Annotated in this window: 13 protein-coding genes and 1 tRNA gene; 8 read left to right on the forward strand and 6 right to left on the reverse strand. The window is 42.4% G+C overall.

Annotation, left to right across the window (positions count from 1 at the left end; all coding sequences use genetic code 11):
* Positions 1–8 precede the first annotated feature (8 nt).
* The 3 genes from ACFFRD_RS17545 (at position 9) to ACFFRD_RS17555 (ending at position 1,808) form a co-directional block, all read left to right on the forward strand.
* The gene (locus ACFFRD_RS17545) at positions 9–500 is read left to right on the forward strand and encodes a GNAT family N-acetyltransferase (protein WP_114083563.1); all 492 of its coding nucleotides are present in this window, start codon (positions 9–11) and stop codon (positions 498–500) included.
* A gap of 86 nt (positions 501–586) precedes the next feature.
* The gene (locus tag ACFFRD_RS17550) at positions 587–1,264 is read left to right on the forward strand and encodes a ComF family protein (protein WP_392482520.1); all 678 of its coding nucleotides are present in this window, start codon (positions 587–589) and stop codon (positions 1,262–1,264) included.
* An 88-nt stretch (positions 1,265–1,352) separates the two neighbouring features.
* A complete protein-coding gene (locus ACFFRD_RS17555; protein ID WP_190936836.1) occupies positions 1,353–1,808 on the forward strand; it encodes a PPC domain-containing protein in 456 nt (151 codons plus the stop codon).
* A 107-nt stretch (positions 1,809–1,915) separates the two neighbouring features.
* Here ACFFRD_RS17555 and cobS read toward each other — a convergent pair whose 3' ends face one another.
* The gene (gene cobS, locus ACFFRD_RS17560; protein ID WP_392482521.1) at positions 1,916–2,689 is read right to left on the reverse strand and encodes an adenosylcobinamide-GDP ribazoletransferase; all 774 of its coding nucleotides are present in this window, start codon (positions 2,687–2,689) and stop codon (positions 1,916–1,918) included.
* A gap of 378 nt (positions 2,690–3,067) precedes the next feature.
* Here cobS and ACFFRD_RS17565 point away from each other — a divergent pair, with 378 nt between their 5' ends.
* The 5 genes from ACFFRD_RS17565 (at position 3,068) to psbM (ending at position 5,738) form a co-directional block, all read left to right on the forward strand.
* Positions 3,068–3,520: a hypothetical protein gene (locus ACFFRD_RS17565; protein ID WP_012407086.1), complete on the forward strand. Its 453-nt coding sequence runs from the start codon at positions 3,068–3,070 to the stop codon at positions 3,518–3,520.
* Positions 3,521–3,654: 134 nt separating this feature from the next.
* Complete coding sequence (tgt, locus tag ACFFRD_RS17570) at positions 3,655–4,791, forward strand: tRNA guanosine(34) transglycosylase Tgt (RefSeq protein ID WP_392482522.1); 1,137 nt, start codon at positions 3,655–3,657, stop codon at positions 4,789–4,791.
* 92 nt (positions 4,792–4,883) lie between these two features.
* Positions 4,884–5,021, forward strand: a complete 138-nt coding sequence (locus ACFFRD_RS17575) for a photosystem II reaction center protein K (RefSeq protein ID WP_006195022.1) — start codon at positions 4,884–4,886, stop codon at positions 5,019–5,021.
* A gap of 186 nt (positions 5,022–5,207) precedes the next feature.
* Positions 5,208–5,504, forward strand: coding sequence for a 2Fe-2S iron-sulfur cluster-binding protein (locus ACFFRD_RS17580; protein ID WP_114083568.1), 297 nt, complete (start codon positions 5,208–5,210; stop codon positions 5,502–5,504).
* A 117-nt stretch (positions 5,505–5,621) separates the two neighbouring features.
* The gene (gene psbM / locus ACFFRD_RS17585) at positions 5,622–5,738 is read left to right on the forward strand and encodes a photosystem II reaction center protein PsbM (RefSeq protein WP_012407089.1); all 117 of its coding nucleotides are present in this window, start codon (positions 5,622–5,624) and stop codon (positions 5,736–5,738) included.
* 367 nt (positions 5,739–6,105) lie between these two features.
* Here the strand turns inward: psbM and ACFFRD_RS17590 are convergent, their stop codons facing one another.
* From ACFFRD_RS17590 to ACFFRD_RS17610, 5 genes are all read right to left on the reverse strand, one after another.
* Positions 6,106–6,957, reverse strand: coding sequence for a universal stress protein (locus tag ACFFRD_RS17590; RefSeq protein ID WP_392482523.1), 852 nt, complete (start codon positions 6,955–6,957; stop codon positions 6,106–6,108).
* A gap of 535 nt (positions 6,958–7,492) precedes the next feature.
* Complete coding sequence (locus ACFFRD_RS17595; RefSeq protein WP_392482524.1) at positions 7,493–9,061, reverse strand: alkaline phosphatase D family protein; 1,569 nt, start codon at positions 9,059–9,061, stop codon at positions 7,493–7,495.
* Between the two features lie 162 nt (positions 9,062–9,223).
* Positions 9,224–10,489, reverse strand: a complete 1,266-nt coding sequence (locus ACFFRD_RS17600) for a glutamate-5-semialdehyde dehydrogenase (protein ID WP_392482525.1) — start codon at positions 10,487–10,489, stop codon at positions 9,224–9,226.
* A 4-nt stretch (positions 10,490–10,493) separates the two neighbouring features.
* On the reverse strand, positions 10,494–10,901 hold the full coding sequence (locus ACFFRD_RS17605) for a hypothetical protein (RefSeq protein ID WP_041565838.1): 408 nt from the start codon (positions 10,899–10,901) through the stop codon (positions 10,494–10,496).
* Positions 10,902–11,588: 687 nt separating this feature from the next.
* Positions 11,589–11,660 (reverse strand) — tRNA-Gly (locus ACFFRD_RS17610).
* Positions 11,661–11,739: the final 79 nt, after the last annotated feature.

Here is an 11,739-nt window from a genome sequence, read left to right on the forward strand (position 1 = left end):
AAATGGTAATGAAAAACTATTATCAAGATTTTATAATTCGTGATTGGGTCGCCAGCGATCGCACCAGAGCCGCCGAAGTCATCAGTTATGTATTATCAGAATACGGTCTGGGTTGGGAACCCAACGGCGCTGACCGAGATGTATTGCGAGTAGAGGAATATTATTTAGCTACTGGGGGGGAGTTTTGGGTAATTGAACACCAAAGCCAGTTAGTAGGAACTGGGGCATACTACCCCATACACCGAGGTGAAAAAGCTGTAGAAATCCGCAAAATGTATCTTTTGCCCAGCATTAGGGGTTTGGGATTAGGGAAATATTTGTTACAACAGCTAGAAGCAGCGATCGCAGAGCGTGGTTTTGGGCAAATTTGGATTGAAACCGCCAGTGTTTTGGTGGAAGCAGTCAAGCTGTATGAAAGTAACGGCTACACTCCATCAACGGGAGTAGAAACAACACGCTGCGATCGCGTGTATTTTAAGTCATTAGTCATTGGTCATTAGTCATTGGTCATGGGTCATTGGTCATTAGCTAAGAACAAAGGACAAGTGACAAAGGACAAGTGACTAATGCCAAAGGACAATTCTAAATGCACACTTGGATTAAAAATCTCACGGGCTTACTTAATCTTTTTCTCCAATCCCATTGTCCACTATGCCAACGCGCAACTTCCCAAGAATTTTGTCACAACTGCACCAGACAACTTCAAAAATGTCAACGTAAAGACCCAATGTCTCTATGGAAAGGGCCAATACCAGTGTTTGGCTGGGGAGAGTATGGTGGCCCAGTGAAACGAGCGATCGCTGTGATGAAATACGAAAATCAACCCCAAATAGCCCGCCCTTTGGGTCAATGGTTAGGAGAAGCATGGTTGTTAAATTCACCGAGGCGAGATAGCCAGCCTGTGGTGGTTCCCATTCCACTGCACCCTAGCAAGCAAAAGCAACGTAAATACAATCAAGCTGCACTAATAGCACAAAGCTTCTGCGAAATAACTGGATTAAAATTGAAACTAAACGGTTTAGCCAGAGTCCGAGAAACTGAAGCGCAATTTGGTTTATCGGTATCTAAGCGAGAAAAAAACTTGGCTCAAGCTTTTGCTGTCGGACAAGAATTTCGCGATCGCCCCCCAAATGTTCCTGTGCTGTTAGTGGACGACATTTATACTACTGGTGCTACTGCCAGGTCTGCTGTGCAAACTCTTCGTCAGTATGGAATAGTGGTCTTAGGATTAGTAGCAGTAGCCACTGCCGTTAAAGACGGATAAATTCCAAAATTAATGAGCTAAATTGAACAGATAAGCGCATAAATCGACCGAATTACTCTATTTTTGTGGAAAAAATTGCTTGAAATGTATGAATAAAGTTTTTGCGGCGGGTTTAAAACAACTCATGATTATTCCTGCCACATTGCTGGCAATAGGTGTAAGTACAAGCGCAGCTTTTGCTCAAAATAAGTTGTATAGTCCAATTCCTTTATCTAACAGTACTGAACTTTCCGATAGCCTCTCAGATAAAGACATTCCCACAGGTCAAGGTGGGTTTGCTCGTGATTATACTGTGAAGTTACAAAAGGGCGATAATTTAGCAGTTGACCTGTCATCTGAAAATTTTGACAGCATCATTACACTGCTAGCACCTGATGGATCGACTCTGGCAGAAAATGATGATGGCCCCGATGGTAGTAGCAATTCCCTACTATTTACCCGCATCGTAGAGACAGGGAATTATGTGATTCGTGTCCGGTCTTTTGGGGAAACTGGGGTTGGGGCTTTTAAACTCAAGGTGACAAAGCTGCAACCGATTAAATGAATTGGGAATTGGGAATTGGACTTGGGGACAAGGAGAATTGGGGACAAGGGGAAAGACTTATTTCAAGTTCTCACCTCTTGTCCCCTTGTCTCCCTTGCTCCCACATCTTAAAAAACGGTCAATATGCACAGAAATAAGGCTTCAGTCCACTCGACGACTGCGCCGTAGGTGTCTCCGGTGTGTCCGCCTAATTTGTGGTTGAACCATGCACCGGTTAAAGTAGCGATCGCACTTCCAGCAATTATCATTGCCAGTGCGAGAAATAATTGCTGTTTATCTATCAGCACAAGTAAACCACTCAAACTTAAGAGCAAAAACAATCCTGGTAACAAATCTTTGTAAGAACGAATGGCTTGTTTGTGAAATGCACCTTTGCCGGTTGGTTTCAGATAAGGATATCGCGCGATCGCTACCTGTTGTCCCCAACGTCCCCAGCCACAAGCAGCCATCAGCAGCAAACAACGGTTTTCTGGCATATCTGTTAAGGCTGTGATTTTGAGTAGCACCAAGGCGATCGCAGTCATTGCTCCAAATGCACCTGTAGCACTATCTGCCATCACCTCCAGCCGCCGATTTGGGTCGCCCACTGCTAAACCATCGGCAGTATCCATTGCCCCATCTAAGTGCAGTCCTCCAGTTATGCCGATCCAAATACTTACTACCAAAGCACTACGAGTTAACACTGGCATCCCAAGATAATCCATCCCCGTATCCAGTAACCCTAAAATTCCCCCAATTATTAACCCTACAAGCGAAGCAAGACGTGCCACTCCCTGAAAATCTAATCCGTTCAAATACGGCAATGGAATACTTGTGTAAAATATAATACTAGCTGCCAGCTTTAACAGCAGCTTTTTCCACCACTGTTGCTGTTTCGTCATCGTAGTTACATTAATATTTGGCTAATTGCTGGATAATCACCATAATTTGACTACAATTGAACATCAGTAAACTTTAAAGCTTTAGATAAGATTTACTTCTGTTAGAGATTATCACTGAAAATTTTGTTATGCTGGTCTAAGTAATAAATAAAAAAATTTGAGTAGTTTTTTATACAAAAATAAAATGATTCAGGAAATTAAAATTCCATCAGGAATCAAAATTTGTGTTTTGTATTCGTTAACTAAAAACTTACTCTAAATTGTTAGACGATTGCCCCACAAAATTGATATTTTTTTAAATGTAGGGAGTAAACAAGCTATTCAATTTTGACAGTTTAGCTCTGTTATCGCTCTCCTTAGCTCAATCGCTATTTTCCTATGAGTCACCATCTACCCGACACCAGGATACCAGCTCCGTGCATTATTAACACGGGCATCATTGTGAATAAGCTCGACATCCGGCGATTGCTGGCAGATTTAGGTCGAGTCCACTACATCTACACCCAAGAAGATAAGGTACTGAGCGAGGGTGAAGGGGATGTGATGGAAGTTTTTGCTAATCCACAAAGGTCTACCTTAGTGGCTAATCATGCGCTATATTTGAATGTTTGTAGTTTTGATTACTTGGAACTCAAACAGTCATCGCAACAAGAAACTTACTTCGATTTGATGCAAGAAGGAGTGTGTCTGCGGTTGATTCCCCGTTCAACCCCCATACAAGAGCGACGAGAGCGAACCTTCAATGTCAGCGCCATAGAAGCGATGATGGAGCAAGTTCTCTCAGCCAGATGGGATGCAGAAATTGACGATGACTGTTCTGATTCTTTTTAAAATAGCGACTACTATACTAATTTGATGTAAGTAAGGCTGCGCTTTATTGATGTAGGGGCAATTCATGAATTGCCCCTACATCGTATAGTTTTGCATAAGTCTTAATAGGCGCATCTTCAAAAATCTAAAATGGCATGAGTGCGAATTTTTCATTTGAATGTCTTGCTTGCTGTAGTCAGACAAAAGCTAGAGCCGGAGTGTTTTCCACTCCTCACGGGGTTGTAGAAACCCCCAGATTTATGCCAGTGGGTACGCTGGCAAATGTCAAAACTATCACCCCAGCCCAGCTACGAGATACTGGGGCGCAAATGGTTTTATCCAATACTTATCATCTTCACCTACAACCAGGCGAAGCGATCGTGGCTGGGGGTGGTGGATTACACAAGTTTATGGGGTGGAACGGCCCGATGCTCACAGATTCTGGTGGGTTTCAGGTGTTCAGTTTAAGTGAGATGCGGAAAATTACTGAAGAAGGTGTAACTTTCCGTTCACCACATGATGGACGAATTATTAACTTGACACCAGAACGCTCTATTGAGATTCAAAATACTTTAGGGGCAGATGTGATCATGGCCTTTGATGAGTGTCCGCCCTACCCAGCGACTCGGCAAGAGGTTGAAACTGCTACTGAACGAACTTATCGCTGGTTAGAACGCTGCATAACGGCTCATCAACGCAGTGAGCAAGCTTTGTTTGGGATTGTGCAAGGGGGCGTGTATTTGGATTTGCGTTGCCGTGCGGCTGAAGCTTTGGCTAAGTTAGATTTGCCTGGATATGCCATTGGTGGCGTGAGTGTGGGAGAACCGCCAGAATTGATGGCTGAGATTGTAAAAGTGACAGCACCGCTTCTACCACCCGAAAAGCCGCGTTATTTGATGGGTGTGGGTACTTATCGGGAAATGGCGATCGCGATCGCATCTGGTATAGATTTATTTGATTGCGTAATTCCCACTCGCTGGGCAAGACATGGAACGGCAATAGTCCAGGGCGGACGCTGGAATTTAAAAAATGCTAAGTTTCGTGAAGATTTTACGCCATTAGATGAAACTTGTCCCTGCTACACTTGTCAAAATTTTAGCCGTGCTTATGTATCTCATTTGGTGCGATCGCAAGAAATTTTAGCTTATACCTTGTTGAGCATTCACAACATTACCGAGCTAATTCGCTTTACCCAAAAGATTAGAGAAGCAATATTGAGCGATCACTTCACCACAGAATTTGGCCACTGGCTCAACGAAGAAAAGAGAGATGAAGAGTGGGGAGTTGAATAATAGGGTATTAATGACAAATGACCAATGACCAAACCATGTTAAGATACTTCTCAATTATGAAAGCTGTGTTGGATAGGTGGATTTAAACAAACATGGAAGCAGCACTTTTATTAGCAAAACTGCCTGAAGCTTACCAAATTTTCGATCCTTTGGTAGACGTTCTCCCAGTCATCCCTGTATTCTTCTTGTTGCTTGCTTTCGTTTGGCAAGCAGCCGTGGGATTTAGGTAAGTTAATCTATTTTTCAATTGAGTAGGACAGGTAATATACCTGTTCTATTTTTTTGTGGCACTATGTTTTATAAAATTAATATTTATTAATATTTTGTAATGTTTTAATATAATAAACAAGATGTGAATCAAGCCATGTCAATATGAAGCCTTGAAAGCCAAGCTTAGAGTCAAGGAGGAATAAATTATGGGTAATATCAAATTCGTTAAAGAGAATAAAGAAGTAGTAGCGGCAGATGGTGCCAATCTCCGACTCAAAGCCATGCAAAATGACATTGATATATATACATTCATTGGCAAGATGACAAATTGTGGCGGTAATGGTCAATGTGGTACTTGCATTGTTGAAATAGTCGAAGGACTAGAAAATCTTTCCCCCCGCACAGAAGTAGAAAATCGTAAATTCAAGAAAAAGCCAGAAAATTACCGCCTTGCGTGTCAAACTTTAGTGAATGGCTCAGTCAGCGTAGTCACAAAGCCTTAAATTTTTTGGGAGCATTCGTAGTTAGCATTGGAGAAAGTAAAAAATTTGGGCTAACTCTGTCATTGATAATGGTATCCTAATGTTGTTGACTGGAAAACTAAGAGAGGCTTTCTTGCCATGCAAGTTAATGACCTGGGGTTCGTAGCGAGCATTTTGTTCGTATTAGTTCCCACTGTGTTTTTACTAATTCTGTACATCCAAACTGCTAGCCGCCAAGGTGGAAAAGATAGTTAAGAATTTGTGTATAAAATAAATAACCCCTGCACTAGTAATGTGGGGGTTTTTATTTATCAACCGCTAACTGGTAACGCGATGTGCAACTTATTTTTCAAACCCAACTTCCATTCCTTTCCCCCAGAGGGAGATAAGCTTTGATTCTTGCTCCCCAACGCTAGTAGAGAAGGGTGTGGGGGTTAGGTTTGAGAGAAAGTTGCACACAGCGTAACTGCTAGCATTTCTATAGGGGCAATTCATGAATTGCCCCTACAGTCAAATAATGGCAGTTTTAAACAAAAATAGTATGAGTGCTGAATATTAGCAAGAAAATCTTGCTTCTTTAGTATCTTAATTACAACAAATCTAATACCCAGCACTGCTTAGTTTAAGCGATCGTCCGCGCCAATAATACCGGACAAGTGGCATTGACTCGAACATAGTCAGACAAGGAAGATCCGATAAGTCGATCTATATCAACAAAACTCTTCGCGATGGATGGACGACGATCTGGAGAACCGAGCAATAATAAGTCTATATTCAACTCTTCTGCCAAGCGACAAATTTCTTCACCAGGTTTACCACTGCTGATATAAGCACGAGATTGGATACCTTGTTTTTGAGCTTCTGCAACTGCGGCTGCTAAAACTGGATTTTTATCTGAGTTAACCTCGGTTATTTCCGATTTTTTACCACCTAAATCTGTACTAACATTTGCCAAAATTAACTGGCCTCCCTGAATATCTCGCAGTAAAAACAGTGCCAATTTCAAGCAGTTTTTTGCAGAATCAGAGTTGTCTATTGCCACCATAATGCGCTTAATTTTTTTCACATAAATGTCATCTTTTACCAGCAACATAGGGCGAGAAGATAGCTGGAAAACATACTGACTAACTGAGTTCGATAAAATAGATTGTAGTCGTTTCAGTCCGCGTGAACCCATAACAATCAAGTCAGCGTCAATTTCATCAGCTACTTGGCAAACTACATCTTTGGGGTCGCCTTCGCGCAAAATTGAAGAAACCTGGCTAGGATCTAAATTCAAAGTTTGAATGGCATTAGCCAGAATTTTACCACCATTTTCCCATTTAGTTGTCATGGTAGCAGCAGTATTTTGTGCCTGAACAACATGCAAAATTGTAACTTTCGCAGATTCAATTGAAGGGATTTCTCTCAGGGTTTTGAGCATTTCTTCTGCGTGTCCCAATCCCGATACAGTCAGCAAAATTTTTCTTATCATCTTACGTAATTGTTGTTAAGTTTACTTTTGTTTTCGCTGTTGTTAGTATTTGGCTTAGGTCGGATTTTCCCCACCTCGCTTGATAACCTAGTTAGTAAGTTGACACAATAAACTTTGTTTTTTAGTATTTAATACTTAAAAAAATGGCAAAGTACAAAATACTCAACAAATATTTAAGTTTGTTTGCACCTAGTTACTTAAATCGTCAACTAGACTTCAATTGTTAAGCATACTCTCTATTTAGCCTGATGAACTTAATAAAATATGATGTTAGTTATCATTGTTAATCTATATTCACTTTTTTTAATTAGAAGCTAGTTAAGTATTGCAAAGAAATTCCCAAATAACTTTTAATGAAAATTGATTCGCTGTAGCCTTTAACAAGCGATCGCTTCTGGCTTGAATAATCTAAAGTCATATTTCATACTACAAAGACCTCTCCCTAGTTTTACTATGCAAAATCTTCCCTCTCCGAGTCGGAGAGGGAGAGATTTGAACTTGAGTTAAAGTCAAAGAGAGGTTGATCGAACTCACGTTAACTCAGTTGCGCTCCTGGTTGTCCGTTTTGGACTGTAAACGAAGCTAGAGTTTTGACAGAGGCATTCAAGTCAACGATGCTTGATACAACGCGGTAGTCACTTTGCCAGCGTTGTGGGGTAAGGTTGCAACGGACATATCCCCGAAAAGCACCATCAAAAAACTTGGTATGGGGATTGTTACTTAGTGAAGCTTGAACTGGAGCGATAAATGCTGTGGGAAAGTCAGAGGTAATTGAGGTTCCTACGAACTCAGTGCCTACCGTGGCTGAATTGGGGTTATTAAAATCAAGCTTTAGATCGTGTACCCAACTAGAATGGATGTCTCCGGTAATCACCACTGGATTAGAAGGCTTGCGCTGGTTTAGAAAACTCAAGAGCCGATTACGTGCAGCTACGTAGCCGTCCCACTGATCCACATTGAAGACACCAGGGCCTGGACTACTATTAAAATTGTACTGGCCGAGCATGGTCTGTTGAGCAATCACATTCCAGCGCGATCGCGATTGATCTAAGCCTTTTCGTAGCCACTGCTCTTGTTCTGAGCCGGTCATGGTAGCATTTGAATCAAAAGCATCTGGGCAGCGAGGCTTAAGTCCATCATTACAAGGTTGGTTAGTGCGGTACTGTCTGGTATCTAGGACGTTGAACTCAGCTAAATTACCGAAACTCAACCGCCGATAAAGCAGCATATCTGGGCCTTTAGGTAGCGAAGACTGACGTAGAGGCATGTGTTCGTAGTAAGCCTGGTACGCACTAGCTCGGCGTTTTCTAAAAGCCTCTTCGCTTTGGTTATCTTCGGAGATTAAGTTGGCATAATTATTGTCAACTTCATGATCATCCCAAGTGACAATCCAGGGAAAAGCAGCATGAGCAGCTTGGAGACTCTGGTCTGTTCTGTACAGAGCGTAGCGATCGCGGTAGTCTGCAAGAGTAATGATTTCTGGACTGTTATGCTGGCGTGGTCCACCAGATTGTGGCCCATATTCATAGATGTAATCACCTAGATGAACCACAAGGTCGAGGTTTTCCTCAGCCAAATGCCGATAAGCCGTGTAATAGCCATTTTGCCAGTCTTGACAGGAGACAAAAGCAAAGTTTAGTTGTTGGGTATAGCTATAAAAGGCTGGTGCTGTGCGAGTCCGGCCAATAGGGCTCACTTCTCTACCCGCTTCAAATTGATACCAGTACCAACGGTCAGGCTCTAGCCCACGCACATCAACGTGGACTGAGTGCGCTAACTCTGGTGTTGCTAGTACTGTTCCTCGACGGACAACCTTTCTCATGTTTTCATCAAGGGCAACTTGCCACCGCACTGGCACATTTACCACTGGCATTCCACCCCCAGAAAGTGGATTTGGAGCCAGCCGCGTCCAAATAACAACACCATCCGGCAAAGGATCGCCAGAGGCAACACCAAGACTGAACGGATAATCAGAAAACCTTGAGCTAGCCAATACCGGATGCCACTGGCTAGCAATTGTTAACCCAGTTAACAATCCTGCACCCAACAAAAAACTCCGCCGTCTACACCGATTTGCTAGCAGTCCGCCATCCATAAGTTCCATATTCACCTCTACCAGATGTAAATACAAGGAACCTAGCAATCCAGGATCAAGCAGAAATTAAGATTTTGTTAAGTTTAATATTGGGAATTGGGCATTGGAATTGGTTATCAATAATTATTCTTCTCTGCTCCTTATCTCCCCATGCCCCATTCCCCATTTAATTTAAAACCTGCCATTTCCCTGAACAATGTGCTTAACAGTGGTCAAAGTTTCTAGGCTGATAAATCCTCGACGATGACCTTTTTGGTTAGACATACCGAGAAATACTGAATCTCCCCGCGAAGGGTTGCGGGAAAAACGCGGGGAAGTGTTGATGTAGGTAGAGGCACTGTTAACTCCTAAAGCAAACTGCCGACTTTCTTGGTAGGATTCAGTCACGATGGAGTCAGCATGACCACTGCTGTATTCATTAATCCAGGCGATCGCACCCTCTAAGCTATCCACCAGTTTAAAAGCTACTGTCTTTGTTAAATAAGGATTTCCCCATTCGCCCTCCTTCACCAGCTGCAACTGGGGAAAGGCTTGTACTAGTTCTGCATCCCCTCTAATTTCAAAACCTTTTTCCATCAAGCTGTTCCACAGAACTGCTAAGGATGATGGCAAGGCTTGACGATGAATGAGTACCTTTTCAATGGCATTGACTTGATCTGGTTCGCTTTGATGGCTATCAAGAATCATCCAGCGCACCATTTCTAAGCTGGAATTTAGCGACCAGTAGAGATAACAGTTACCCATCGCGGACTTTAAGACTGGGCAAGTTGACTGTCGTACTACCTGCTGTACCAAGCTAGAACGTCCGTAGGGAATAACTAGATTCACGTACTGGTCTTGGGTGACTAAATCCCGAATTGAAGCACCATGTTCGGCTGTGATCAGCTCTACACAGCCCGGAGGTAGACCAACTTCTGCGATCGCATTTTGCAGTGCCTCAGCGATGGCGGCGTTGGAATGGCTAGCTTCAGTACTACCTTTGAGAATTATACTATTGCCAGTTTTAATACAAAAACCTGCTGCGATCGCTCCTAAATCGGGAAAGGCTTCATAAATAAATCCAATCACTCCCAAAGGCATTAACTGGGTGTAACTCTGGGAATCTTCCAGTTGATAATCAGCCGTTCTGACGCGCCGTAGCGGATCTGATAATTCCCCTAACCGTTGTAAAACGTCTACTGTCATCTCTAGCCTTTTAGGAGTCAGCTTCAGCCAGTCCAATATCAACTCTGGCACTGCCATTTCTCGACTGGCTTCTAAATCCAACGTGTTGGCTTCTAGAATGTCGTCAAATGAGCGCTCAAGAGCTTGCGCCATCGCCAATACTGCACGACTGCGGTCTGCTCCCTTTGTAATCCCCAACTTTAGGGAAGCTTGATAGGCTCGTTGGGCACTAGTAATCGGTTCGGGGTGGTCATCTAAAACTTCAACAGTCATTGAGTTAACGTCTGTAGGTAAGCCAGACCATTAATGCTGGCAGAATAGCTAATAGCACCGCCACCATTGCCCAAGCAATAATGCTGGAACCATTTGCTAATCGCAGTGCTAATGGCAGCCATATAATCACTAGCACGAAAATAATGCCAAGTGCTATAGGCAGATAGCTTTCTCCCAAGCGGGGATGGACAACGTGCCAACTATTTCCCATCCAACGCCAAGCCCGTTTGTAGGGATAGGTGGTAGAAAGCTGTTCTAGGACATGACCATTATCTTCTACAACAAAGATTTGCTGACAGCGATCGCAACCAAATGCTTCTGTCAACGTAATCGGAATTAACTGACCCCGGCGACGACAGGGACAGGGGTATTCAGCATTGAAATCTATTTTTTCGGGTTTTTGAGATTGCACAAGCGTTCTAGTAACTTGAGCGTGTTTTACACGAACTACGACAATATAATCCTTTGGTAAATGCAATAGAAGCTTCTGCTACTATAGATTGCTCTCTTTATATACATGTACTGGCAATACAAATATCGCCATGATTGCAAACAGTAGATGCAGCAGACTCTAAGTATCCTAATTTTCATATCAGTACGGGGTTTTTATTTGTAATATTTCCCCGAAGCTGACAATCTTATTTAAATTTTTCTTCTACTAGATAAAATCTAGACAAAGCTAGATATTATTTGACATTTCAAAGGGAGCATAGGAGCGGTTATCCCTTAATGTCGAGACACGAATTAGCTATTCGTGCATAAGTTTCAAAATGTTTAGATGTATGTAACACTTCGGCTACGCTCAGTGTGAAATCTTAGTCAGCACACTGCTGACATTTATGACATACATAAACCTGTTTTAAGAGACTAATACCCTTGAATTCCCCCATAGTTTGAACCAGTTTTAATAGATGGGTAAAATCTATCCACAAATAAATAGTTCCACCATATCTAAATTACTTTATATTCTACCTATCTATGAAATTCATCAAAATTCGGAACGATTCACAAGAATACAGCGCGAATCGCCAAAGACTTCAATGCACCCTAAAAATACTAAACCTCTTGAACTTTTTAACTTCAAGAGGTTTTAGTTGGAAGCGGGTGACGCGATTCGAACGCGCGACATTCACCTTGGCAAGGTGACGCTCTACCACTGAGCTACACCCGCAATCAATTGCCATATATCAATATCTCAGATTTATCTCTGATTGTCAACCCCTTTATTTATTAATTTGTCATTGGTCATT

It is taken from the genome of Nostoc sp. C110, from assembly GCF_043099725.1.
Taxonomy (GTDB): domain Bacteria; phylum Cyanobacteriota; class Cyanobacteriia; order Cyanobacteriales; family Nostocaceae; genus Nostoc; species Nostoc muscorum_A.

What these genes read in the sequence shown, in the direction of transcription:
- ACFFRD_RS17555 (WP_190936836.1), top strand. Translation starts at nt 1,353, where the DNA reads ATGAATAAAGTTTTTGCGGCGGGTTTAAAACAACTCATGATTATTCCT.
- ACFFRD_RS17595 (WP_392482524.1), bottom strand. Translation starts at nt 9,061, where the DNA reads ATGGAACTTATGGATGGCGGACTGCTAGCAAATCGGTGTAGACGGCGG.
- ACFFRD_RS17580 (WP_114083568.1), top strand. Translation starts at nt 5,208, where the DNA reads ATGGGTAATATCAAATTCGTTAAAGAGAATAAAGAAGTAGTAGCGGCA.
- ACFFRD_RS17600 (WP_392482525.1), bottom strand. Translation starts at nt 10,489, where the DNA reads ATGACTGTTGAAGTTTTAGATGACCACCCCGAACCGATTACTAGTGCC.
- ACFFRD_RS17550 (WP_392482520.1), top strand. Translation starts at nt 587, where the DNA reads ATGCACACTTGGATTAAAAATCTCACGGGCTTACTTAATCTTTTTCTC.
- tgt (WP_392482522.1), top strand. Translation starts at nt 3,655, where the DNA reads ATGAGTGCGAATTTTTCATTTGAATGTCTTGCTTGCTGTAGTCAGACA.
- ACFFRD_RS17545 (WP_114083563.1), top strand. Translation starts at nt 9, where the DNA reads ATGAAAAACTATTATCAAGATTTTATAATTCGTGATTGGGTCGCCAGC.
- ACFFRD_RS17565 (WP_012407086.1), top strand. Translation starts at nt 3,068, where the DNA reads ATGAGTCACCATCTACCCGACACCAGGATACCAGCTCCGTGCATTATT.
- ACFFRD_RS17575 (WP_006195022.1), top strand. Translation starts at nt 4,884, where the DNA reads ATGGAAGCAGCACTTTTATTAGCAAAACTGCCTGAAGCTTACCAAATT.
- cobS (WP_392482521.1), bottom strand. Translation starts at nt 2,689, where the DNA reads ATGACGAAACAGCAACAGTGGTGGAAAAAGCTGCTGTTAAAGCTGGCA.
- ACFFRD_RS17590 (WP_392482523.1), bottom strand. Translation starts at nt 6,957, where the DNA reads ATGATAAGAAAAATTTTGCTGACTGTATCGGGATTGGGACACGCAGAA.
- psbM (WP_012407089.1), top strand. Translation starts at nt 5,622, where the DNA reads ATGCAAGTTAATGACCTGGGGTTCGTAGCGAGCATTTTGTTCGTATTA.